Source organism: Nonomuraea sp. NPDC049158, assembly GCF_040648335.1.
GTDB lineage: Bacteria > Actinomycetota > Actinomycetes > Streptosporangiales > Streptosporangiaceae > Nonomuraea.
Map to the genome: position 1 here is coordinate 32,222 of NZ_JBEZDM010000047.1, position 21,427 is coordinate 53,648.

The following is a 21,427-nucleotide window of genomic DNA, read 5'->3' on the forward strand; positions in this document are numbered from 1 at the left end:
GACAGTGAAAGGTAAGCGCCTCCTGTCACGGTGATCCCCGCTGCAACGCCGCTGGGAGGACCAGGAATGCGTCGTACGCCACGGAGGCCCACGCGTGAACCACACCGAGGATGACCGGAGCGTGAAGCGCCGCCACGTCCTGCGCGCCGCCGGCGTGGGGATCCTGGCGGGGATGGCGCTCGCCCCGCCGGCCACGGCGGCCCCGAAGCGCGGCGCCGAGCTGACCGACCAGGAGATCGCGCTGGTGCTTCAGGTGGCCCGTCTGGGGGCGGTCTATCCCGTGCCGTTCCCCGACTTCGGGGAGGCCGGGCCCGCGGCGTCGCGGGCCGTCGCCGAGCGCCTGCGGGCCCGGCTGCCGGAGCTCGGCGCCGGACGCCTCCAGCTCATCCGCGACGGCGCCCGCGACCTCGTGGCGGCCGGTCTGACCGGCGCGGGAGCTGGTGGCGCTGACGGCGCTGGCCGTGGCGACCGTGTCCAAGAGCTTCAGCCCCAATGACGACACCGCCGTACGTGCGCTCGTCATCGCCTACGGCGGCATGACCGCGGCCCGGGACCTGGCCAGGACCGCCTACTATCGGGCGCTCGCCGCACTCGGCACGCTCGCCGACGGCGCGGGCCGGCGGGCGCTCTTCCACGTCGCCGCCTCGTCCTGGCGGGAGGAGCCATGGTGACACACCGTACGGACGTGCTGGTGGACGGGGTGGAGGTCCGGTTCGGTGACGGCCCGTCGCGCGTGCTCGCCGGCGCGGCCGCCGCCGTGTGCGACCGTGACGAGCTTCGTACGTGGCTGCGCCGGCTCGCCACCGAGCTCGGCGCCGAACTGCTGCGGGGACGGGTGACGGCGTGTGAACCGCACCCCGGGGGACACCACGTGACACCACGTGCTGGTCGGTGACCACAGCGTGCTGGCCCGGCACGTCGTCCTCGCGACCGGCTCACCCGAGCCCGGGGACACGAGCCTGCTTCCCGGAAGGCGGCCGCACGGCGAGGGCGTCGCCGTCGTCCAGCGGTTCACCGGAGTCGACCTGGACCAGCGGATGCTGCTCCACCTGACGCCTCCGTCCGCCACGGATCCGCATGACCGTCCCACCGGGATCTGGGTCCTGCCCGCCGGCCCGCGAACGTGCACCATCGTGTCGTCCGCATCGGAGACCGCGGTCCTGGCCCGCGGCAGCGGCGTGCTGGCGTACGAGACGGTGATCACACCTGCAACGGCTCGGTCGTGCACGGCATCGGCGTCCGTAACGCGGCCATGGTCTACATGGAGACCCTCAATCGCAAGGTGTACGAGTGGAGCCATGAGGAGGCTCGCCGCGCCTCGATGGAGGCGGGGCAGCAGCTGTTCGGCTGTGAGGGCCTTCGCGCCGTACGCGACGCCTGGAACGCCGTCGGCGTCCCGCGCCACCCCGACGAACCCACGTGCTGAGGACGCCCTTGGAGCACGTCCTCGCTGCCGGCGAGCCGTCAGCCGGTCGATGAAGCACCCGGCGGAAAACGCTGAGGTCACGCTGTGGGGGGCTCCCCGGCCCAGGCAGCGTGCAGAAGGCTCGTCAGGCCTTCCGCGGTCACTTCGGTCGGGTTGGCGTACGGGTTGGCGAGCACCTCGTCGACGATCCGGGGGATGTCCGTCTCCGCCATTCCCAGCTGCCGCAGCGACCGCGGGGCGCCGAGCTCACCGGCCAGTTCCCAGAGGTGGCGCGCCGGATCGGGGTTGCCGCCGAGGGCGCGGCGCAGTGCCGCTACGGCCTGTGGCGCGCCGGGCTGGTTGTGGGCGAGGGCGTGGGGGAGGACGACCGTGTGGGTGGGGGAGTGGGGCAGGTCCAGCGTTCCGCCGAGGCTGTGGCACAGCTTGTGATGGAGCGACATCGTGGTGGCGCCGAGGCAGGCGCCGCTCAGCCAGGCTCCGTACAGGGCCCGCGCCCGGGCTTCGAGGTCGCCGTCGTCGCGGACGAGTGCGGGCAGGGCGGTGGTGAGGGCTCGGACGCCCTCCTCGGCCATGAGTGAGATGATCGGGCTGGCGTCGGGCGCGTAGAGGGCTTCCACGGCGTGCGCCATCGCGTTGATGCCGCTGGTCACCGACAGGGCGGCGGGCAGGGTGAGGGTGAGTTCGGGGTCGTAGAGCACGCTGACCGGCAGGACACGCGGGTCGCGGCCGGTGCGCTTGCGTCCGTTCTCGGTCAGTCCCCAGATGGGTGTCATCTCCGAGCCGGCGTAGGTGGTGGGTATGGCGATGACCGGCAGTCCATGGGCGAGGGCGACCGCCTTGCCCAGGCCGATCGCCGAGCCGCCGCCGACGGCGACACAGCAGTCGGCTCCGAGCGCGCGGGCGCGGTCCCGGGCGAGGTCGGCGACCTCCATGGGGACGTGCATGCGGGCCTCGGCCAGGACTCCGGCCGCGAGGCCGCCGAGCGCGTCGGCGATCATCTGGCCGGTGGACTCCTGCTCGGGGCCGCAGAGGACCAGTGCGCGCCGGTAACCCAGGCGCTCGATCTCCTGCGGCAGCGACTTCACGGTCCCGGCGCCGAAGACCACCCGCATCGGGAGGGCTTGGTAGGTGAACGGGGTCACGGCCGGGTCTCCTCAGGTCGGAGCACCACGTCGAAGTGGACGGCGCGGAACGGGTTGGGCAGGCCGGCCTCGGCCGCGCGGGCGGGATCGTCGATGGTGGGGAACTCGCGTACGAGGCTGTCCTTCACGCCGAAGACGGCGTCGGAGTCGATGTACGGCGTGCCGGCGACGAACAGGTGGGTGACCAGGGACCGGAAGCCGGTGGCACGGACGTCGAAGTGCACATGGGCGGGCCGGTTCGGGTGGCGCCCGGTCGCCTCGAGGAGGCGGCCGACGGGCCCGTCAGAGGGGATCGGGTAGTAGCGGGGAACGATCGTCCGGAACCAGAAGTGGCCCTCGTCGTCGGTGGTGAACAGCCCGCGCAGATTGCGCTCGGGCTGCAGTTCCGGCTGCTGCACGTCGTAGAAGCCGTCGGCGTTGGCCTGCCAGACATCTACGGTGGCGCCCGGTACGGGGACGCCGTCGGTGCCCTTGACAGTGCCGGTGACCAGGCACGGCTCGCCCTTGCCGTCCAGGGCGATGTCGGCGCCGAGTTCGCGTGCGGGCGATTCGACCACGTGGAAGGGCCCCTCCACGGTCGACTCCGTGGCCTGGCCCGCACGGTTGTTCATGGTCTCCACCAGCATGGAGACGCCGAGGACGTCGGAGAGCAGGATGAACTCCTGCCGGGTCGGCGTGCAGGTGGCGCCAACCTCGGTGAGGAAGCCGATCGCCGCCGCCCACTCCTCGGTCGTGGGCTCGACGTCCTTGACGAAGTCGTGCAGGTGCCGCACGAGCGAGGTCATGACGGCGCGCAGGCGCGGATCCGCGGTGCCCGCGAAGGTCGCGGCCACGACCTCGGCCGAGCGCTCCTCGCTGAAGCGCGCCGCGGCCTGCACGGAGTCGTCCGCTGTCATGGAGGAACCCCTTCGGCTGAGATAATGTGAACTATTATTCCGATTCAACGCTGGACCATGCCGCCGAGCGTGACGCGCTGGTCGCCGACTGGTTCGCCGACCACCTCACCTCCGGATCCTGAGGGCCGGAAGCCGCACGTGCGGATCGGATGATATTTCGTGACGAGCTGTCGGCTGTTCCGGCGGGCTGTTTCGGCTGGGTGGGGTGGTTGTGGACAGGCCGGCGGTTCGGCTGAGGCGCCGGGTGGTCAAGGTCAAGGCCGCGTACACGAGTCAGCGGTGCTCAGCGTGCGGGATCGTGGACCGCAAGGCGCGTGAGAGCCACGCGCTTTCGCTGCCGGTCCTGCGACTTCGCCTGCAACGCCGACCCCTGCCTTCAGGGGAGGATGTCAAGCGGGTGGTGGCATCATGGCCAGCGCGCGCCGCAAGGCGGCCGTCACCCGCGCCGAGTCGGCGTCGGGAAGGATCGCGGCGATGTGCGCGTCCGGCCGGATCAGCCAGACCTCGCCGGGACGCGTGGCGAACGCCTCCGCGAGCGCGCCCGACGGATCGATGTCGTCGATGCTGAGTACGGTGAGCGGCGCGCGGACGGCATCTGCCGCGCCGGCCAGCGAGCCGCTGTCGCAGCCGTCGGCCATCAGCAGGGTGAGTCCCTCGCGGACGATCTGCCGGAGACGCACGATGTCGGCGCGGCCCGTGATGGACACCGGAGTGTCGGGCGCGATGACGCCCGGCGCGGGAGCCGGTGCGTGTCCTTTGGCCGGACGTCCGCCGAATCGACGGCTGGGCTCGGGCGTCGTCAGCGGCGAGTCCACGTACCAGAAAGGCTCCGCGAACCGGCCCGAATCGATGGTCGCCGCGGCTGTCGCCGGCGAGGCGATGGCGGCGTTCAGGATCGTGCGGCGCTCCGTCCACCCGGCGTCGTCTCGTGGGACCAGAAACCGCATGGTCGCCGTGGTGATCTCGAGGTTCTCCAGGGCGGCGGCATGCCGTTCGGCGTGGTAGGTGTCCAGGAGTTCCGGTGGAGCCCAGCCGTTGACCACGAAAGCGATCTTCCAGGCGGCGTTCTCGGCGTCGAAGACGCCGGAGTTGAGCCCCCGCGCGCCGAACGGCGCTACCAGGTGGGCGCAGTCTCCGGCCAGCAGGACGCGGCCTACCCGCATCCGGTCGACGACGCGCGATTGGAAGCGGTACACTGAACGCCAGACGACCTCGTACGGCCGTTCACCGATGATCTGCCTGATCCGCCGGTCCAGCCCGCCATCGGCCTCCTCGGCCGCCAGGTCGAAGCCGGTCGGCACCTGCCAGTCGATCCGGTACGTCGAGCCCGGACAGGGATGGATGAGTACCTGCCGCCCCGGGTTCCACGGCGGATCGAAGTAGAAGCGCCGTTCGTTCTCCCAACCCGGCAGGCCGGCCCGGATGTCGCAGATCAGGAACGGGTCCTCGAAGCTGAGCCCGGGGAAGTCCAGGCCCAGCACTTCGCGGACGCCGCCGCCGTGTGCTCCGCTGCATGCCACCGCGTACAGGGTGCGCAGCGCGGTGCCGTCGGCGCATTCCAGAGTCACGCCGTCGGCGTCCTGGCGCAGGCCGGTGACTTCGCTGTTCCAGCGCATCTCGATGCGATCCTCACCAGCGATGCGAGTGTCGAGGATCGCCTCGGTGCGGGCTTGGGAGAGGTTCACGAACGGCGGCAGCGGGGAGCGGCCGCGATCGGCGAAACTCCACGAGAACAGTTCCACCTCCCGGTAGTAGGTGCGGGCGGTGGTCCAGGTCACTCCCTCGTGGGCGATCGCCTCCGCGCCCAGGGCGGCCCACACGTCCAGCACGTCCCGTTGCTGGCAGATGGCCTTCGACCCCATCGCATTCCGTTCCGGACGCCGGTCCAGAAGGATCACCCGCAGCCCCCATCGGGCCAGCAGCAGGGCTGTCGTCTGTCCGACCGGGCCCGCACCGATCACCGCCACGTGATGGGTCATCGCCGTGTCCATGGCTTTTCCGGCCGCTCAGCCCTGAAGCTCGGCCCAGACCTGGCGGTCACGCTCGGCGGTCCAGATCCGGGGACGCTCCACACCCGACAGCTCGTCCCAGAGACGGGACACGTCGAAGGGGAGGCAGTGTTCGAAGATCGGCCAGCCGCCGTAGCGCGGCGCCAGCGCCGTGTGGACGATCTCGAACGCCTCCTTGAGCGTTCCCCCGCGCGACTGGACGGCCGCCACTTCAGTGAGCATGACCCGCAGGAAGTCGCGGGTCTGGCTGATCGCCGCGCCGACGTCCGCACCATGGACCACCGCCCCGCGTCCGCCGATCAAGGTCTGGGCATCGAGCGCGGCCACCCTGTCGAGCGTGCCGGTCGCCCACTCACGGTGGAAGGCGTCGCCGGTGTAGAGGGCGGCCTGCGCCTCGACCAGGTCACCGGCGAACAGGATCCGTTGCCGGGGCAGCCAGGCCACGATGTCGCCCTCGGTGTGCCCGCGTCCGCAGTACCGAAGCTCCAGGTCACCCCGGTCGCCGCCCAGGTCGATGGTGAATCGGTCGGAGAACGTCGCGGTCGGGTGGGTCAGGCCGGGGATGGAGGCGGGCTCTTCGAACAGCCGCGGCATCCGGCCGTACTCGGACTCCCAATCCTGCTGGCCGCGCTCGGCCACCAGCGCGCGCGTCATGTCGTGTGCGACGATCACGTCGGCCTCGAAGGCACTCGCCCCCAGTACCCGGACGGCGTGATAGTGCGAGAGGACCAGATAGCGCACCGGCTTGTCCGTGTGCTCGCGCAATCTGGCCAGCCAGGTCCGCGCGGCGGCCGGGGTCGCCATCGCCTCGAAGCAGACCAGAAAGTCCGCACCCTCGATGGCGCCCACGTTCGGGTCGCCCTCGGCGGTCAGAGCGTAAACCCCGTCTGCCAGCACCTCCAGGGTCTGGGACTTCTCCGTCAGATCGGCGGATGACGCGAATGGCTTCATCATGAAGACCTTCGTTCTATAATAGAACTCTATGTTCTACTTAAGAACGAGCGTAATCAGCGTCATGAGGACGGGCAAGGGTTGAGGTACGACCAATGACTGAAGACGCGGAAGGCAGGACGCCGACGCGCCCTCACTCGCAGACCCTTGACCGGGGGCTGCGGATGCTGGAGATCCTCGCCGAGGCGGACCGTCCCCTCACCATCGCCGCGCTGGCCGCGGCCTTGGAGGTGCACCGGTCGATCGCGTACCGCATCCTGCGCACGCTGGAGGACCACCGGCTCGTGCGGCGTACCGTCGACGGGAGTTGCGAACTGGACGTCGGCATGGCGACCCTGGCCAGGTCGGTCTCAGGCGATTTGCAGTCAGCGGCCCTGCCCGAACTGGCCAAGGTCGCCAACGAGGCCGGGATGACGGCCTTCCTGGTCGTCCCCGACGGGTCCGACTGCGTCACCCTCGTCAGCGTCGAGCCCCGGCACTCCGTGGCGGCGGTCGCGCAGCGTCCCGGGACCCGTCATCCCTTGGACCGCGGCGCCCCGGGGCTGGCCCTGCTCGCTGGGAGCCCGGCTCGGCCCGGTGAGCGCCCCGAGGTTCCCGAGGCTCGCCGCAACGGATACAGCCGCAGCCGCGGCGAGGTGATCCCTGGCCTGACCGCCGTGGCCGTTCCGGTGCTCAGCGGGACGCGCGGCACTATCGCGGCGGTCGCCGTGGTCTTCCTCTCCGACGACATCGACGAACCGGCGATCGCCGACCGCCTTCAGAAAGCCGCCCGCACGATCGCCGCCGAAGTTCCTTGACCGCCGTCGCCGGGCCGTCGCCGCCGCCCGGGGCGTCGATGCGGTCCGGCTGCGTGATCAGCTAGCTGGACGCCGTCCGCCAGACCCCGGAAGAGAACTCGAGGTCTCGTATCGCCCAGGGTGCCTCGGTCGACGATCTTGATCTCAGGGTCGAGGGGCCGCAGGACTTTCAGTACGACCGGTTCGGGGCGACATCGGGTACAAAGGCAGTCATGGAGAACGTCGTCGAGCACCGCTACGGCCGCGACGACATGCGGCTGGTGAGAGCGTCCTTCCCTACGCATAACTTCGTTCCGCACGCGCACAGCGAGTACGCCATCGCGGCGATCGAGCGCGGAGTGGAGGCTGTCCGCTACCGCGGCGCCACCGAGCACGCGCACGTGGGAAGCCTGCTCCTTCTCGACGCCGACACCATCCACGCCGGTCGCCCCGGCATCGCCGAGGGCTGGGACTACCGGGTCTTCTACCTCCCGCCGGCGCTGCTGGCGGAACTCGCCGGGCACCGGCCGACCTTTCCCGTACCGACTCCGTACGACCCGCCTCTGGCCGCCCGCCTGATCCGGCTGCACCGCCGCCAGGACCAGGATTCCCTGGCCGCGCAGGAAGAATTCGAAGCGCTGTGCACCGAGATCCTCGCCCGCTACGCACGCCGCGCGATCACTCCGACGCCACCGCTGCCGGTCTGGAAGGTGCAACGGCACCTGGCAGCGGACCTTCAGCGCACCCCGACCCTGGACGAGCTCGCGAGTGTGGCGGGCCTGCCCCGATTCCAGCTGCTGCGCGCCTTCCGCCGCGAAACCGGCGTCACTCCGCACGGCTACCTGCTCCAGCTACGCCTGCGCTGTGCCCAGCAGCTCCTGACCGCCGGACACGCCGTCGGGCGCGCCGCCGCCGATAGCGGCTTCTACGACCAGGCACATCTGCATCGCCACTTCCGCCGCACGTTCGCGGCCACCCCGGGCCGGTTCGCGCGCAACGACGTACAAGACCGGTACGGCTCACCCGCTTAACGTCTCCGGCGTGAACGAATACACCAGCCCCGAGTTCTCCCGCAGCGCTCTGCTCACCATCGACCTGCAACGCGACTTCGTCGCCGACATCGCCGGCACCACCGAGGTGCTGCCCGCGGTCCGGAGCTTGACGCACGCGTTTCGCCAAGCGGGGCGGCCCATTGTGCATATCGTGCGCTTGTACCTGCCCGACGGCAGCAACGCGGACCTGTGCCGGCGCACGCTGCGAGGCAAGGTCAACCCGCACTCGCCGGGTTCCCAGCTCGCCGACGGACTGGCGCCCGAAAGGGAACTCGATCCGGAGCTGCTCCTGGCGGGACACGCCCAGGAGATAGGCACGGACGAGCACATCCTGTACAAATCCCGCTGGAGCGCCTTCTTCCGCACCAGGCTGCTGGAACATCTCGCCGAACGTGCGGTGAGCACGGTGGTCGTCGCCGGCTGCAACTACCCGAACTGCCCGCGTTCCACGCTCGTCGACGCGACCGAACGCGATCTACGCACCGTCGCCGTGCGCGACGCGCTCTCCGGCTGGACCATTGACGCGGACCGCGAGATGACCGGGATGGGCATCGCCTGCCTGGACACGAGCGAGGTCATCGCCGCCATCCGGGCGCGCGTGGCTTCCTCGGTCTGACGAATGGCCGCTCCTGCTCGCCTGAGAGCGTGGTTTGCGCAGGCGGAACTGCTGGTGCTGCGACATCAGATCACGGTCCTACGCCGCCAGGTCCGACGGGTGCGCTACGAACCAGCCGACCGCCTGAGGCCGGCGGTGCTCTCGCACCACATACCCCGCCATCGCCGGCCTGGCACCGCAAACTCGTGGCGAGCGAGTGCGACTACAGCAGCCGCAGTTTGAGTTGGGGGAGAAAACGGGGCCGGCGTCGGACCACTGCGGGGTCCGGCTCAAAGGAGCGAAAAGAAGCTGGTGGCGCCTGGTGCGCCACCGCCTTGGACCCTCCGCATGGTTCAGATTCGGGAACGACGCCCTGGCAGCTGGTGTGCTGCTCAGGTGATCTACATTTGGCCGGCGCGGGGCGCGATGGCGGCATCATCGGGTGGTGCCGGCACCATGGATTTCCGGTGCCGGGAGGAGACTGATCCGTACCTCGTCCTCGACGGATACCCGGCGATATGCTCTATTTCGGCGCGTGGAAGCCGCCGATCTTCTGCTCGAGCAGTTCGGCCAGCCGCAGTGGGGTGCGGTCCTCGAACATCGGACCGATGAGCGCCGCCAGCCCGAGCGTCGGCTTGTGCGCGTAGACACCGCAGAAATGCGCGGGGGTGCGCAGCGAACCGGCGATGTCGGAGCCGATGGACAGCGCGCCGAACCCGGACGCCAGGGCCGCCGCCGACCCGCCGGACACCTGTACCGCGTCCTCGGCCGGCACATAGTTCCGGTGCGGCGGCATGCCCCAGGTCGTGGTCATCCCGGCGATGTTGTAGCACTCTTTGACCGTCACCGGGATGCCGAGCAGCGGCCGGTCCTCACCACGCGCGCGCCCTGGCAGGCTCGCTGCCGAGCTACGGCGCGTGGCTGAGCGAACAAGCCCGCTAGGCCGCCCGCGCGGGCGATGGTCGGGTTTGATCAAGTATCTGTCAGGAAGGCGAGCGCGTCGGGGGCGAAGCGCTTGTCGGTGAATGTTCCGCTATGGCCGCGGCCTGGGTAGACGACGAGTTGAGCGTCGGGGATGCCCTCGACTGTCCGCCGGGCCAGTTCCAGGGGGTAGACGAGGTCCTTGTCTCCCTGAATCAGCAGCGTGGCCGCCTTGATGTCGGGTAACCGGCCGCGCAGGTCGAAGCCGTCCTCGGCGTTGAGCACAATGACGGCGTCCGCGTGGTCTTTCTGGCCGCTGTCTGACAGCCACAGCAGGCCTTTGAGCAGTCTCCGCCCCGTGGCCGATTCGGTGACGATCTCGGCCAGCGCGGGGCTTGGCCGTCTGCCTTGGCGTGCGCGTTCGATGTAGGCGCGCTGGGCTCGCTTGCCGACCGGGCCGAGAGTGCAGGCCGTGCCCGCGAGGACCAGGCGGTCGACCAGGTCGGGATGGTCGGCGGCGAGTTGCAAGGCGATGGAGCCGCCGGTGGAGATGGCCAGCATGTTCACCGGGCCCTCGAAGGTGGTTTTGATCGCTTGCGCATAGACGGCGGCGAGGTCGGGCATCGTCGTGGTCGGAGGCAGCCCTGGTGGGCGGTTGACCACATAGACGGTGAATTCCTTGGCGAACGGTCGTACCATCCGCATCGTGGACCAGCGGGCCAGGCCCGTCGGGTTGGCCGCTTGCGGGGTGTAGAGCAGGACGACCAGGGGCGATCCTTCACCGACCGACAGGTAGGGCAGGCCGTTCAGCATGTGGTGATCCCTTCTGTGACCGCGTCGATCAGGCGGTCCATCACGGCCGGGTAGATCTCGGCGCCCAGGTGTTCGGCGTGCAGCGGGGTGAGCAGGACCGCGCGCAGGACGCCCAGCAGTATCTGAGGGTCGCCTTCAAGATGGGTGTCGAGGAACCGCAGCAGGTCAGCCATCGGGCCGCCCGCCGCGGCGGCCATGCGCTCAGGGGTGAGCTTGGCCGCGACGGCGGCCATTTCCTGGGGGTGGGACATCAAGCGGCGGTAGAGCGGATTGGCGTCGAGTTCGGCGACGGTGGCGTGCAGGAAGCGCCGCAGCGCGTCGCGGGTGTCGCTGCCGCGGTTGAGGCCTTCGTCGATCACGCGCCGCCGTACCTCCTCGCTCTGTCTCAGCATCGCCTCGAAGTACAGGTCTTCCTTCGAGGCGAAGAAGGCGTACAGCGAACTCTTGGCGATGCCCGCCGGAGCGGTCAGCTCCTCCAGGGACGTCTTGCGCAACCCTTGGGTCGAGAAGAGGCGGGTGGCGGTGTCGAGTAGCAGCTCGGTGATCCGCGACCGCTCTTCCGCGGAGAATGCCGATGGCACACTATCTCCATATGAACAGATTGGTTTTTTGTTCACAGTGTAGCGCTCGGCAGGCAGCCCGACGCAAGCCTGTCGCGGCTGCTTCCCAAGCGGACGTCCGGGAGTCCGCGCGATCTGTTCGACGCGGTACTCCTCGGAGGGGAACGGCCACAGCGGTTCGTACCAGCGCTCCCAGCCCCCGAAGAAGTTCGTGTGGGCGTCGATTCCAGACTGCCGCAACCGAGCACGAGGTAGTCGACGCCGCTCAGGTCGGGCTCGTCGGTGGCGAGCCAGGTGAGGAAGCGCCGTGCGTTGTCCGGCGGGGTGGCGTGGGTGGGTGCGCGGTTCATGACCTGTTTGTCGGCGGCCGGGGAAGGTGGTCGCACGCGCGGGGGAGTGTGACGTGGCGTGGCGCGGACGGTCAGGTTCTTGGGTTTGATCGTCAATGACTCCTGGATGGCCAGCTCGTAGCCGGGATCGGTGAGTTCCATGTCGAAGCGCCGCAGCATCATGGCCAGGACCAGGGCGGCTTCCTGGAGTGCGAAGGGCCGGCCGATGCAGGCGCGGGCGCCGTGGCCGAACGGCATCCACGCGTACTCGGGGATGCCGGCCATCCGCTCGGGGCGAAAGCGGGCACGGCCGGGTGCATCCGCAGCGTTTCGCGGAGGATCTGACCCAGGTACCCGAGGCCGGCGAGGTGATCGAAGGTGGATGTGCGCTCGCCCAGGACATCCTCCACGGTCTGTTGGGCCCGGCGCAGCACGTCGGGGCGGGTGTGGGAGGGTTGCGCGGTACGTGCCGCGACGATGCCCTTGATCAAGCGGCCCCGCTGCGCGTCGTCCCAGATCCGATCAAAGATCCAGGGTCCTAGGCGATGCGGGCGAGGTCGCGCATATGGATCGGGTACGCCGGAGGCAGCCCCTTCGCGTACCGCCCGAGTTCGTCTAGGGCGGCCTCGGCGAGGCGATGGACCTCCGTGCCCATGGCTCCGGCGATGTGCGGCGTGCACCGTCACCGGGATGTGCGGTAACGGCCGGCCGTCCTTTTCGAGGCCTGCCGGGGCGTCGCTCCCGCGGCAGTTGAATCTGGGGCGCGGTGAGCGGGACATGGCCGCTGTCGTCCACGCGATCGAGGCGCGCCGGGACGCCTGTCGCCGTCGAGCGCTAGGCCGGATGGCGCCAGGGCATCACGGGCGCGCGGTGGTCAGCGGCGATGTCGTGCAGGGGGCACGGCCGGCGCGGTTCGCGGGGGCACAGCACGAACGCCTGGCTGATCGTCGCGCGATACAGGCGCCACGCCGCCGGTGCGGTGACGTCCTCGAGCGACAGGGTGGTCCCACCCCGGCTGGGGTCTCCGGGGAAGATCTCGATACCGCGCTCCAGGTCGCGGCCGGTCAGCTCGGCGGCGGTGCCGGACAGGTACACCGCCCGGCCGTGGTAGGCCGGCACCGTCGAGTCGAAGATCACCATGCTCAGCCTGGGACGCGCGGCGAGGTTACGGGAGTGCTGCGTGTCGGGGCTGGACACCCAGAAGATCTCGGCGTAGTCCGTGGTCGAGAAGTAGACGGGCGACGTCCATGGGATGCCGTCGGCGTCGGCTGTGCCGAGGACCACGTACAGGTTGGCGTCCATCAGGCCACGCGCGTGTGCGTCCAGATCGGCGTTGGTCATGACGCCGGCCCCCGCTGGACCCGGTAGATAACGGGCATCGTGACCTCCTTGTTCGCCGGTGTACAGCCAGTCTGGCGGGCGGCATGCATCTGGACATCCGTGCTGAGCGCCCGGCCGCTACTGAGCCGCCACGGAACGGTCACTGACGTACGCCACCCTGGTAGGCGTGGATTCGGCGAAGATCTCGACACCGGAGGCCGAGGTGCTCGCCGCCGTGGGCGGGCACCTGTCGAACGCGCGGATCGCCACATCCTGCCCCGATAAGCCGAGGTGGCCCTGCTGCTCTCGGTCGGATTCAGCATGACGCGGAAGTGCGGGGGATGATCCTCCCGCTGCCGATGGGTGCCGGTGATCGCGTGCCGCGAACGGCGCCATCACGGAGCGCAGCTGAGCTTCGCAGACGTCGACGGGACCGCGACATTGCCCGGCAGAATCGACCGGAGGTGTCGAATCCGGGCCAGGTTGTTCGTAGCTAGGGTGAGAGGCCGCCCACGAGGGCGCTGTCACGACCGCAGGAGACACCGATGCCGCACCCACGGGCCAAGGTTCACCGCATGTTCGAGCTCGTCGAGCCGATCGCCACCGTCACCTTCTCCGAAGTGGCGAACGAGGCGTTCCTGGCCCTCGGCATGCGCAACTACTGGGACGGATACTTCGCGGGCCGGGCCGCGCCGCTGGGACTGGCACCGGCCGAGGTGGTGCACGCGGTCTTCTACAACTTCGCCGACGGCGAGGTGGCGCGCCACATCCCCTGGGTGTGGGGGAAGACCAGCCCGCAGGAGGCGATCACCGTGCGTGAACGGGGCAGCGCCACCGCGCTGCGGCAGATGATCGGGAAGCTCGCCGACTCTCCCGATCTGGTGCGGGTCGCTGACCTCGCCACTCGAGCAGCGGTCAGCGCGCCGACGGATGGCCGAGCGCTGTACGCCGGGCTCCGGGCACTCGACGTCCCCGAAGAGCCCGTGGCTAAGCTGTGGCACGCGGCGACGCTGCTGCGGGAGTACCGCGGGGACGGTCACAACGCCGCCCTTCTCGCCCACGGCATCGGCGGCACCGAGGCGCACGTCCTCATGGCTCTTTCCCTCGGAATGAGGGCGGAGGACTTCGGCCGGATCCACCATCTGCCCGAGGCACAGCTGGCCACTGTCGTCGACGGGCTGCGCGGCCGCGGCCTCGTGGACGCCGCCGGCGGGTTCACCGACGCCGGCCGGGAGACCAAGGTGCGGATCGAGGCCCTCACCGACGAGCTGGCGGCGCCGGCGTACGACGTGCTCAACGCGGACGAGTTCGACGAGCTGCTCGCGGGGCTCGAGCCGATCGCCGCCGCGGTATAGGGTCGGCGACGATCGCGCGGGCGGATCAGAGCGTGATGAGCCACGGCCCGGGCCGTGAGACTCCGCGCCGGTCCGCCGACCTTTAGGACGGTAGCGGGCGGCTTCGAGTTCGGCGGGTGGATGTCGTCGCAGGCGAAGGTTCGACATCGTGTGGATCGACGGTTGATCTTCTGCTTGCCGGGGACAAGGGTGGCTATACGGTCGGCCGGATGTTCTGGTTGAGGTGGAAGACGTTGGCCGGGTCGTAGCTGTTCTTCAGCGCGGTCAGCCGGGCCAGCTTGGCCGGCGGGAAGGCGCGGCTGACGCTCTCGCCGTTGAGGGTGTTGACGTAGGCGCCGCCGGCGTACGGGTCGAGGGTGGCGGCGTACGCGCGGATGGTGGCGATCCGTTCGGCGTCGTCGGCGGGGTCCTCCCAGCGGGTGGCGGTGACGAACTCGAACTGGGTGTCGCGGTGGCTGAAGGCGGCGTCGTCGTCCGGAACCTCGGCGATCGCGCCGCCGTACGCCTGCAGGCTGGCGCCGATGCCGGGATTGCGGAGCAGGGCGCGGATCGCCTCGTCGGGCAGAGACTTGAAGTAGTGGCCTTTCCAGTAGCGGCGGAACCGATGTCCTTGCACGCTGTCCTCGCGGCTTTGCAGGGTCAGGTAGGACAGCTCCTCGACGCTCTCGGCGACTATCGTGCCGAGCCCGCGGAAGGCCGCGATCAGCTCGGCGCCCTCGTCCGGGTCGCCGACCCAGACGAAGCCGATGGTCAGTTCCTGGCCGCCGATGCTCGCGGTGAAGGTGGCCTGGCGGGGTGCGGTGGCGTTCAGGTCGCGCCAACCTCGCAGTACGGCGAAGGCCTCTTCCCAGGCGTAGGTGAACTCGGCGACGAGGGTACGGGTGCCGACCTGGTGCAAGCGGAACTCGAACGAGGTGACGATGCCGAAGTTGCCGCCGCCACCGCGCAGTCCCCAGAACAGCTCGGGGTTCTCGGTCGCACTCGCTGTCACGATGTCGCCGGCGGCGGTCACGAGTTCGTAGGAGGCCACGTTGTCGCAGGCGAGCCCGAACTGCCGGGCGAGCCAGCCCATCCCGCCGCCGAGGGTGAGGCCGCCGACGCCGGTGTGCGAGACGTTGCCGGCCGTGGTGGCCAGGCCGTACTCCTGCGCGGCGCGATCCAGTTCGCCGAGCAGGGCGCCGCCCTGGATCCAGGCGAGCTGCCGCTCGGGGTCGACGCGGACCGCGTTCATCGGCGTCAGGTCGATCATCAGCCCGCCCTCGGGTACGGCGAGTCCGGCGATGTTGTGGCCGCCGCAGCGGACCGCGATCTCCAGGTCCCTGGCCTGGGCGAAGCGGACCGCCGCCGCGACGTCCGCGGTGTCGTGACAGCGGGCGATCACGGCCGGGTGCCGGTCGATCATCGCGTTCCAGACCGTTCGCGCCTCGTCGTATCCGGCCTCTCCCGGGTGCAGCAGTTCGAGGGTGGGAGTGGTGGTGGTCATCGTCGTACTCCTGTCGCAAGTGGTGGTGCTCACCACCCTGACAGCGAAGCGGTACTTCGATAAGGTCCAGTTCTATGCGTCGATCCAGGACCAATTCGGGCGCCGGTGAGCTGCTCGTCGAGCTCCGGCGCGACTCGTCCGTGCCGCTGCACCAGCAGTTGGAAAGTGGCATCCGGGACCGGATCCGGCAGGGGCTGCTCCGGGCTGACACGGTGATGCCGGCGACTCGCGCCCTCGCGATGGATCTCGGACTGTCCAGGGGAGTGGTCGTCGAGGCCTACCAGCAGTTGGTGGCCGAGGGGTATCTGGTCAGCCGGGCCGGCGGTTACACGCAGGTGGCGCCGGCGGCGGCCGGGATCCAGGTGGAGCAGAAGAGCGCCGCGGCAACCATTGGGCCGCCCCGGATCGATTTCAAGTACAGCAAGCCGGACGTCTCCCAGTTCCCTCGCGCCGCTTGGTTGCGGTCGATCCGCAAGGTGCTCAACGAGACGCCGAACCGGAGGCTGGCCTACCTGGACGGGCGCGGCACCGCCGAACTCCGTGAGGCCCTGGCCGACTACCTGAACCGGGTCCGCGGCACGTCGGCGCGGCCGGAGAACATGCTGGTCTGCAACGGCTTCGCCCAAGGTTCGCGGCTGCTCCTGCAGGTGCTGGCGGCTGCCGGGTATCGCCGGCTGGCGGTCGAGGACCCGTCCGACAATGAGCTTCGCGACGTCGCGAAGAAGGCGGGGCTGGAGACGGTCGGCGTACCGGTGCTGGAGACCGGGCTGGATGTGGAGGCGCTCGAGCGGTCGGGAGCCGACGTCGTCGTGGTGACCGCGGCCCACCAGTTCCCGACCGGTGCGGTGGCTTCGGCGCAGACGCGGACCGGGTTGGTCGCGTGGGCCACGAAGCACGATGTCCTGGTCATCGAGGACGACTACGACGCGGAGTACCGATACGACCGCGAGCCGATCGGCGCCATCCAGGGCCTGGCGCCGGAGTCCGTGGTCTACGCCGGTACGGCGAGCAAGACGCTGGCGCCCGGACTCCGGCTCGGCTGGCTGATCCTGCCGAGCCGTCTGGTCGAGCCGATGTCGACGGCCAAGGTGATCGACGATCGCGGCTCGCCGGTGTTCGACCAGCTGACCTTCGCCGACTTCGTCGCGCGGGGTGAGTTCGATCGGCACCTGCGCCGGATGCGGCCGCGCTACCGGCAGTTGCGGGACACGCTCGTCGGCCGGCTGGCCGAGCAGGTGCCGGACCTCGTGCCGATCGGAGTCTCCGCCGGCCTCCATGTGATGACGTGGCTGCCGCCCGATCTCACCGAGGCCGCTGTGACGAATGCGGCGCTGGAACGCGGCCTCGGAGTCTACGGCCTGGCACCCTACTGGGTGGGGAAGGCGGGACCGGAAGGTCTGGTCTTCGGGTACGGCGGCCTGACCGAACCGGCCGTCGTCGAGGGCATCGACCTGCTCGCCGATGCCATCGGCTCCCTCCGCCGTCAGTAGCCGGCTACGCGAAATCGGTCGGTGACCCGGAGCATGGTCTTCCATGCCAAGGTCACGCCAGCGGTGAAGGGGCCGGCCCCGTGGACTCTCGCCAGATCACCTGGGTGAGCGGCTCGTCGTCATCGACGATCGGCTCGTCGCGGAGTGTGGCCAGCAGCCGCCTCGGCACGCGACGTCCCAGCATTTCGTGCTCCATGGCGACGGTCGTGAGCGACGGTGGGAGGATCGCGCCCAAGGGATTATCGTCCCACCCGGTGACGCTCAAGTCCTGCGGTACTTTCCAGCCGCGGTCCAAGGCGCCCCGGATGGCGCCCGCGGCGACCTTGTCGCTGGCGCCGATGACCGCCGTGACCCCGCAGTCGCCGCCCAGAGGAGAGATCTGTGTCCGACCTGCCCATGAACACCTTCCGCGATTGCCTGCCGGGCATCGTCTACGGAGGCGATTACAACCCCGAGCAGTGGCCACGCGAGGTGTGGCGGGAAGATGTCGAGCTGATGCGTGCCGCCAATGTACGGCTCGTGAATCTGGGCGTCTTCTCGTGGTCGGCACTGGAATCCGCCGACGGTGAGTTCCAGTTCGGCTGGCTTGACGAGATCATGGACCTGCTGGCCGGAGGGGGCATCTCCGTGAATCTCGCGACGCCGAATGCCTCGCCGCCGCCCTGGCTGGCCGAGGACTTTCCCGAGACGCTGATGGTCGAGCGCAGCGGCGTCCGCGTCGGGGTGGGCGGTCGCGGGCACTTCTGCCCCTCCTCGGAGGTGTACCGCGACCGCAGCCGGCGCATCGCCCGCGAGCTCGCCGAGCGCTATCGCGACCATCCGGCGCTGGCGATGTGGCACGTCGGCAACGAGTACCACGCGCTGTGCTTCTGCGATCGGTGCGATGAGCGCTTCCGCGGCTGGCTGCGCGAGAAGTACGGCTCCCTCGACGAGCTCAACCGGCGGTGGGGGACCCTGGTCTGGGGCCAGCGTTACAACGACTGGCCACAGGTGCACCTGCCCAGAAGCTCCCGGGGCATGATGAACCCCGCACGGGAACTGGACTTCGCCCGCTTCAACTCCGCCATCCAGCTCGAGCTTTACACGGCCGAACGCGACCTGCTCAAGGCCGTCACGCCGCAGGTGCCGGTGACCACGAACTTCATGCAGTTCTTCCGCCTGAACGACTACCAGCGGTGGGCTCCGGAGGTGGACGTCGTCGCCTTCGACATCTACCCCGACCCCGCCGATCCCGAAGGGCTGGTCAAGGCCGCGCTCCAGTACGACCTGATGCGGTCCCTGCGCGGCGGCGAGCCGTGGATGGTGATGGAGCAGGCGGCCGGCGCGGTCAGCCAATGGCCGTTCAACCTGGTCAAGCAGCCTGGGCGGATGCGGCTCGGCTCGTACCAGGCGGTGGCGCACGGCGCGGACGCGATCATGTTCTTCCAGTGGCGGCAGTCGCGCTACGGACAGGAGAAGTTCCACTCCGCGATGCTGACGCACGGTGGCCAGAGCACCCGCTCATGGCAGGCGGTGCTGGCGCTCGGCAACGAGCTGGACCGCGTCGCGGGCGTCGCGACCGCCCGCACCTCCGCCGAGGTCGCCATCGTCTGGGACTGGGAGAACTGGTGGGCGGTCGAGGGCTGCGCCCACCCGGTCAACACCTATAGCTACAAAGACACCGTGGTCAGCCACTATCGGGCGCTCTGGGCCGCGAACGTGGCCGTGGATGTGGTGAACCTGTCGCAGGACCTGTCGCAGTACCGGGTGCTCGTCGTGCCCAACCAGTACCTGATGAGCCAGGACCAGCAGGACGCCGTGCGGCGGTTCGTCGAGAACGGCGGGCACGCGGTCGTCTCCTACTTCTCGGGCATCGTGAACGAGGACGACCAGGTGATTCCGGACGGCTACCCCGGCGGGCTGCGTCAGGTCATCGGCGGGCACGTCCGCGAGTTCTCACCGCTGGCCTCCGACACCAAGGTCACCGTCCGGGCGGTCGACGGCCAGGAGCTCGTCGAGAAGACGTTCACCGCGACCGCCACCGGCTGGCAGGACGACCTGGTCGCCGAATCAGGGCAGGTGATCGCCGAACACGCCGACGGTTACCTGGCCGGTCAGCCCGCTGTCCTGGACAATTCCCTCGGCGCGGGGCGTGCCGTCTATCTCGGGACTCGCCTCGACCAGCCCAGCCTCGAGACCTTGGTACGCGCCGTCCTCGGCCGGGCGGGCGTGCGCCCGGTCCATGCGGCACCCGCCGGCGTGGAGGTCACCGAACGCCGTACGGGCGATCGCACGTTCCTGTTCATCCTCAACCACGGAGACGACAAGGCGATCCTGCGCCTCGACCGGCGAGGGACGGATCTCCTGACGGGTCAGGTCCTCGATGCCGGCCACGAGCTCGTCCTCGAACCCGCCGGGGTCGTGATCGTGGAAAGCCCGCTCTCCTGAAGCTCCGGAGTCCTTATGTCGATTCTCTCGCCGCCCCGGCGGATGTTCCTCGCCTGCTGGGCAGCGTGACCATGCTGCTGATCTCCTTCGCCGCGTACCTGCTGGCCGAGGCCGTACACGCTTCGTCGACGAACTCCTTGATCTGCTGTATCCGCAAGGGATGGACTCCTGCGTCCCATCACAGACGTGCGGTGTCGACATCGTGTTGGACGAGTTCAGGCCAGCCGCGAGTACTTCGCGTCGGCTGAGATCTGATGGTCGGGCTGGCACAGCGCTCCACATGGCCATTCGGAGCCACGGCCATCTCGGCCGGCCCGCGGCTGGGTCAGCCCGGCTTGACCGCCAGCGTCGCACAATAGTGCGACATGAAGTGAGCGGATGCGTTGGATTGGTGCGGTGCTTCTGCGAAGCCGGTGAGGACGAACCCCGCGGCGAGTTGCCCGCCGATCTGGTCGGTGAGGGTGTGACTGTATTCAAGAGGGGCATCCGCGCCGAACTTCGTGGCGCGTTCCTCGGCGGAGTACTGCGTGACATCGCTGTAGGGCAGCTTGTGCACGACGACCAGCTCGCCGCGCTCGTCGAGCGCCTCGTGGTCGAACAAGTACACATCAGGTTAAGGAAGCCCACGAGCAGAGTTCCGCCCGGCCGCAGGACGCGGAAGCACTCACGCCACACTGGTGCCAAGTCTGGTACGAACAGGTTCGAGACCGGGTGGAATACGACGTCGAATGTCGCGTCGCCGAAGGCGCTGAGGTCGCGCATGTCGCCTAGGACGGTGCGCAGCTCGAGTCCGTCGCGCGCCGCCACCATTTGGTCCTGGCCGAGCTGGCGGGGCGAGTTGTCGAACACGGTGACCCGCGCCCCTGCGGCAGCGAGGATCGGACCCTGCTGGCCACCGCCGGAGGCCAGGCACAACACGTCCTTGCCGGTCACATCCGCCGGCAGCCAGGAGCGATCGACTGGCTCACGCCCGATGAGAACAATCGACCAGTCGCCCATGCGGGCGCGTTCGACATCCTCGGCACTCACCGGCCGCGACCACTCGTTGCCCTCATGCACATACTTGTCCCACGCTGCCCGATTATGGGCAACGGGGTCGACAACAATGTCCTGCATGTTTAACTCCCTGCTACAGCCAAGCGGACACCAGCGGTACTGACAGTTCGGTGCCGCTACAGTAGCCAACGCGAATCAGGGTGCGGGCTCAACAAAATTAGCGGGCGTCGAGGTGTCCACGGGCTCACCGGGTGGTCGCGCAGCGAGCGCGTAAGCGCTGGTTGACGGGGTTGCGGAAGCCGTAGGCGTCGCGGGCGACGGTCTTGATGACCCGGTTGGTGCCTTCGGAGCCGGCGTTGGTGATGCCCGTGTGCGGGAACACGAGGATTTCTGGCCACCACGTCTCGACGGGTCGTGGCCAGGCCCCGGGACCAGGCAGGATGAACGCCCACTCACATCACTCCGCCGGCGGAGGCGAACGTGGTGGTCGTCGGCTTCATGGTCGCGGGTCCTTCTTGTTGGTGGATTCGTCGGTCAGGGCATAGTCGGTGCGGCAAATCGGAGCGCGTGCCGGTTTGGGCCTCTATCGAGTTAGGATGCCGTCAGCGCGGTTGATCCATCAGACATTCATGCGCATCCCGCGGCGATCGCTTGCGATCACCGATCACCCATCCGAAGCCGCGCGACCGGATCAGCATCACACGCATTCCGGCGCTGATCTCGAACTGCAGGGGCTCGGGTATCCCATCGTCTCCCAACTCGCCCACTGCCGCGAACCCGAGAGCGGTGTAGAAGGCGTGCGATATCGGGCGATTCTTGATGGGCAGGCACACCGTCGCTCGGTCAAGTTTCACGATTCCTCCTTCGGACAGTGGCTCGCGCTGAA

25 protein-coding genes and 2 pseudogenes are annotated in these 21,427 nt (G+C 69.2%); 10 read left to right on the forward strand and 17 right to left on the reverse strand.

Features of this window, described 5'->3' with window-relative positions; all coding sequences use genetic code 11:
- Window positions 1–94 precede the first annotated feature (94 nt).
- From AB0B61_RS50910 to AB0B61_RS50925, 4 genes are all read left to right on the forward strand, one after another.
- Window positions 95–496: a hypothetical protein gene (locus AB0B61_RS50910; RefSeq protein WP_358448487.1), complete on the forward strand. Its 402-nt coding sequence runs from the start codon at window positions 95–97 to the stop codon at window positions 494–496.
- On the forward strand, window positions 471–671 hold the full coding sequence (locus tag AB0B61_RS50915) for a hypothetical protein (RefSeq protein WP_358448489.1): 201 nt from the start codon (window positions 471–473) through the stop codon (window positions 669–671). The genes AB0B61_RS50910 and AB0B61_RS50915 overlap by 26 nt, the downstream gene beginning before the upstream one ends.
- Window positions 668–895, forward strand: a complete 228-nt coding sequence (locus tag AB0B61_RS50920) for a hypothetical protein (protein ID WP_358448490.1) — start codon at window positions 668–670, stop codon at window positions 893–895. The genes AB0B61_RS50915 and AB0B61_RS50920 overlap by 4 nt, the downstream gene beginning before the upstream one ends.
- A gap of 228 nt (window positions 896–1,123) precedes the next feature.
- Window positions 1,124–1,426: a M4 family metallopeptidase gene (locus AB0B61_RS50925; protein WP_358448491.1), complete on the forward strand. Its 303-nt coding sequence runs from the start codon at window positions 1,124–1,126 to the stop codon at window positions 1,424–1,426.
- Window positions 1,427–1,503: 77 nt separating this feature from the next.
- Here the strand turns inward: AB0B61_RS50925 and AB0B61_RS50930 are convergent, their stop codons facing one another.
- The 4 genes from AB0B61_RS50930 to AB0B61_RS50945 all read right to left on the reverse strand — a co-directional run bounded on the left by AB0B61_RS50930 (window position 1,504) and on the right by AB0B61_RS50945 (window position 6,427).
- Entirely contained in the window at window positions 1,504–2,568 is a 1,065-nt protein-coding gene (locus AB0B61_RS50930; RefSeq protein ID WP_358448492.1) for a maleylacetate reductase, read from the reverse strand.
- The gene (locus tag AB0B61_RS50935) at window positions 2,565–3,464 is read right to left on the reverse strand and encodes an intradiol ring-cleavage dioxygenase (RefSeq protein ID WP_358448493.1); all 900 of its coding nucleotides are present in this window, start codon (window positions 3,462–3,464) and stop codon (window positions 2,565–2,567) included. The genes AB0B61_RS50930 and AB0B61_RS50935 overlap by 4 nt, the downstream gene beginning before the upstream one ends.
- Before the next feature lie 389 nt (window positions 3,465–3,853).
- Window positions 3,854–5,455 carry an FAD-dependent monooxygenase gene (locus tag AB0B61_RS50940; RefSeq protein ID WP_358448494.1) on the reverse strand — a complete coding sequence of 534 codons (1,602 nt, stop codon included), beginning with the start codon at window positions 5,453–5,455 and terminating at the stop codon, window positions 3,854–3,856.
- A 15-nt stretch (window positions 5,456–5,470) separates the two neighbouring features.
- The gene (locus AB0B61_RS50945) at window positions 5,471–6,427 is read right to left on the reverse strand and encodes an MBL fold metallo-hydrolase (protein WP_358448496.1); all 957 of its coding nucleotides are present in this window, start codon (window positions 6,425–6,427) and stop codon (window positions 5,471–5,473) included.
- 92 nt (window positions 6,428–6,519) lie between these two features.
- On the opposite strand from AB0B61_RS50945, the gene AB0B61_RS50950 reads away from it, so the two are divergent.
- From AB0B61_RS50950 to AB0B61_RS50960, 3 genes are all read left to right on the forward strand, one after another.
- Window positions 6,520–7,221, forward strand: coding sequence for a helix-turn-helix domain-containing protein (locus AB0B61_RS50950; protein ID WP_358448498.1), 702 nt, complete (start codon window positions 6,520–6,522; stop codon window positions 7,219–7,221).
- Window positions 7,222–7,433: 212 nt separating this feature from the next.
- The gene (locus AB0B61_RS50955; RefSeq protein WP_358448499.1) at window positions 7,434–8,231 is read left to right on the forward strand and encodes an AraC family transcriptional regulator; all 798 of its coding nucleotides are present in this window, start codon (window positions 7,434–7,436) and stop codon (window positions 8,229–8,231) included.
- A gap of 10 nt (window positions 8,232–8,241) precedes the next feature.
- On the forward strand, window positions 8,242–8,868 hold the full coding sequence (locus AB0B61_RS50960; RefSeq protein ID WP_358448500.1) for an isochorismatase family cysteine hydrolase: 627 nt from the start codon (window positions 8,242–8,244) through the stop codon (window positions 8,866–8,868).
- Between the two features lie 502 nt (window positions 8,869–9,370).
- On the opposite strand, the gene AB0B61_RS50965 is transcribed toward AB0B61_RS50960, so the two are convergent.
- The 6 genes and pseudogenes from AB0B61_RS50965 to AB0B61_RS50990 all read right to left on the reverse strand — a co-directional run bounded on the left by AB0B61_RS50965 (window position 9,371) and on the right by AB0B61_RS50990 (window position 13,060).
- Window positions 9,371–9,823 carry an amidase family protein gene (locus AB0B61_RS50965; protein ID WP_358448502.1) on the reverse strand — a complete coding sequence of 151 codons (453 nt, stop codon included), beginning with the start codon at window positions 9,821–9,823 and terminating at the stop codon, window positions 9,371–9,373.
- Window positions 9,820–10,581, reverse strand: a complete 762-nt coding sequence (locus AB0B61_RS50970; RefSeq protein WP_358448504.1) for an alpha/beta hydrolase — start codon at window positions 10,579–10,581, stop codon at window positions 9,820–9,822. The genes AB0B61_RS50965 and AB0B61_RS50970 overlap by 4 nt, the downstream gene beginning before the upstream one ends.
- Window positions 10,575–11,162 carry a TetR/AcrR family transcriptional regulator gene (locus AB0B61_RS50975; RefSeq protein WP_358448506.1) on the reverse strand — a complete coding sequence of 196 codons (588 nt, stop codon included), beginning with the start codon at window positions 11,160–11,162 and terminating at the stop codon, window positions 10,575–10,577. The genes AB0B61_RS50970 and AB0B61_RS50975 overlap by 7 nt, the downstream gene beginning before the upstream one ends.
- 32 nt (window positions 11,163–11,194) lie before the next feature.
- Window positions 11,195–11,904 (reverse strand): annotated as a pseudogene (locus AB0B61_RS50980) (cytochrome P450).
- Window positions 11,905–12,304: 400 nt separating this feature from the next.
- Window positions 12,305–12,811, reverse strand: a complete 507-nt coding sequence (locus tag AB0B61_RS50985) for a pyridoxamine 5'-phosphate oxidase family protein (protein ID WP_358448508.1) — start codon at window positions 12,809–12,811, stop codon at window positions 12,305–12,307.
- Window positions 12,812–12,928: 117 nt separating this feature from the next.
- On the reverse strand, window positions 12,929–13,060 hold the full coding sequence (locus tag AB0B61_RS50990; RefSeq protein ID WP_358448510.1) for a hypothetical protein: 132 nt from the start codon (window positions 13,058–13,060) through the stop codon (window positions 12,929–12,931).
- Between the two features lie 275 nt (window positions 13,061–13,335).
- Between AB0B61_RS50990 and AB0B61_RS50995 the strand changes: the two genes are divergently transcribed.
- Entirely contained in the window at window positions 13,336–14,145 is an 810-nt protein-coding gene (locus AB0B61_RS50995) for a hypothetical protein (protein WP_358448512.1), read from the forward strand.
- A 193-nt stretch (window positions 14,146–14,338) separates the two neighbouring features.
- On the opposite strand, the gene AB0B61_RS51000 is transcribed toward AB0B61_RS50995, so the two are convergent.
- A complete protein-coding gene (locus AB0B61_RS51000; RefSeq protein WP_358448513.1) occupies window positions 14,339–15,628 on the reverse strand; it encodes an FAD-binding oxidoreductase in 1,290 nt (429 codons plus the stop codon).
- Between the two features lie 74 nt (window positions 15,629–15,702).
- On the opposite strand from AB0B61_RS51000, the gene AB0B61_RS51005 reads away from it, so the two are divergent.
- Window positions 15,703–17,118 carry a PLP-dependent aminotransferase family protein gene (locus tag AB0B61_RS51005; RefSeq protein ID WP_358448515.1) on the forward strand — a complete coding sequence of 472 codons (1,416 nt, stop codon included), beginning with the start codon at window positions 15,703–15,705 and terminating at the stop codon, window positions 17,116–17,118.
- Between the two features lie 52 nt (window positions 17,119–17,170).
- Here AB0B61_RS51005 and AB0B61_RS51010 read toward each other — a convergent pair whose 3' ends face one another.
- Complete coding sequence (locus tag AB0B61_RS51010) at window positions 17,171–17,584, reverse strand: substrate-binding domain-containing protein (protein WP_358448517.1); 414 nt, start codon at window positions 17,582–17,584, stop codon at window positions 17,171–17,173.
- On the opposite strand from AB0B61_RS51010, the gene AB0B61_RS51015 reads away from it, so the two are divergent.
- Complete coding sequence (locus tag AB0B61_RS51015) at window positions 17,500–19,545, forward strand: beta-galactosidase (RefSeq protein WP_358448518.1); 2,046 nt, start codon at window positions 17,500–17,502, stop codon at window positions 19,543–19,545. The two genes, AB0B61_RS51010 and AB0B61_RS51015, sit on opposite strands and share 85 nt — an antisense overlap.
- Window positions 19,546–19,558: 13 nt before the next feature.
- Here the strand turns inward: AB0B61_RS51015 and AB0B61_RS51020 are convergent, their stop codons facing one another.
- From AB0B61_RS51020 to AB0B61_RS51040, 5 genes and pseudogenes are all read right to left on the reverse strand, one after another.
- A complete protein-coding gene (locus AB0B61_RS51020; protein WP_358448575.1) occupies window positions 19,559–19,702 on the reverse strand; it encodes a hypothetical protein in 144 nt (47 codons plus the stop codon).
- Window positions 19,703–19,870: 168 nt separating this feature from the next.
- On the reverse strand, window positions 19,871–20,146 hold the full coding sequence (locus AB0B61_RS51025; RefSeq protein WP_358448576.1) for a hypothetical protein: 276 nt from the start codon (window positions 20,144–20,146) through the stop codon (window positions 19,871–19,873).
- A 32-nt stretch (window positions 20,147–20,178) separates the two neighbouring features.
- Window positions 20,179–20,661, reverse strand: a pseudogene (locus AB0B61_RS51030) (class I SAM-dependent methyltransferase); the annotation flags it as partial.
- Window positions 20,662–20,785: 124 nt separating this feature from the next.
- Window positions 20,786–20,923 carry a transposase gene (locus tag AB0B61_RS51035; protein WP_358448520.1) on the reverse strand — a complete coding sequence of 46 codons (138 nt, stop codon included), beginning with the start codon at window positions 20,921–20,923 and terminating at the stop codon, window positions 20,786–20,788.
- Window positions 20,924–21,143: 220 nt separating this feature from the next.
- Window positions 21,144–21,395: a hypothetical protein gene (locus AB0B61_RS51040; protein ID WP_358448521.1), complete on the reverse strand. Its 252-nt coding sequence runs from the start codon at window positions 21,393–21,395 to the stop codon at window positions 21,144–21,146.
- Window positions 21,396–21,427: the final 32 nt, after the last annotated feature.

Coding starts and splice junctions, on each gene's coding strand:
- AB0B61_RS50935 (WP_358448493.1), bottom strand. CDS start 3,464: ATGACAGCGGACGACTCCGTGCAGGCCGCGGCGCGCTTCAGCGAGGAG.
- AB0B61_RS50940 (WP_358448494.1), bottom strand. CDS start 5,455: ATGGACACGGCGATGACCCATCACGTGGCGGTGATCGGTGCGGGCCCG.
- AB0B61_RS50945 (WP_358448496.1), bottom strand. CDS start 6,427: ATGATGAAGCCATTCGCGTCATCCGCCGATCTGACGGAGAAGTCCCAG.
- AB0B61_RS50950 (WP_358448498.1), top strand. CDS start 6,520: ATGACTGAAGACGCGGAAGGCAGGACGCCGACGCGCCCTCACTCGCAG.
- AB0B61_RS50955 (WP_358448499.1), top strand. CDS start 7,434: ATGGAGAACGTCGTCGAGCACCGCTACGGCCGCGACGACATGCGGCTG.
- AB0B61_RS50970 (WP_358448504.1), bottom strand. CDS start 10,581: ATGCTGAACGGCCTGCCCTACCTGTCGGTCGGTGAAGGATCGCCCCTG.
- AB0B61_RS50985 (WP_358448508.1), bottom strand. CDS start 12,811: ATGACCAACGCCGATCTGGACGCACACGCGCGTGGCCTGATGGACGCC.
- AB0B61_RS50995 (WP_358448512.1), top strand. CDS start 13,336: ATGCCGCACCCACGGGCCAAGGTTCACCGCATGTTCGAGCTCGTCGAG.
- AB0B61_RS51000 (WP_358448513.1), bottom strand. CDS start 15,628: ATGACCACCACCACTCCCACCCTCGAACTGCTGCACCCGGGAGAGGCC.
- AB0B61_RS51005 (WP_358448515.1), top strand. CDS start 15,703: ATGCGTCGATCCAGGACCAATTCGGGCGCCGGTGAGCTGCTCGTCGAG.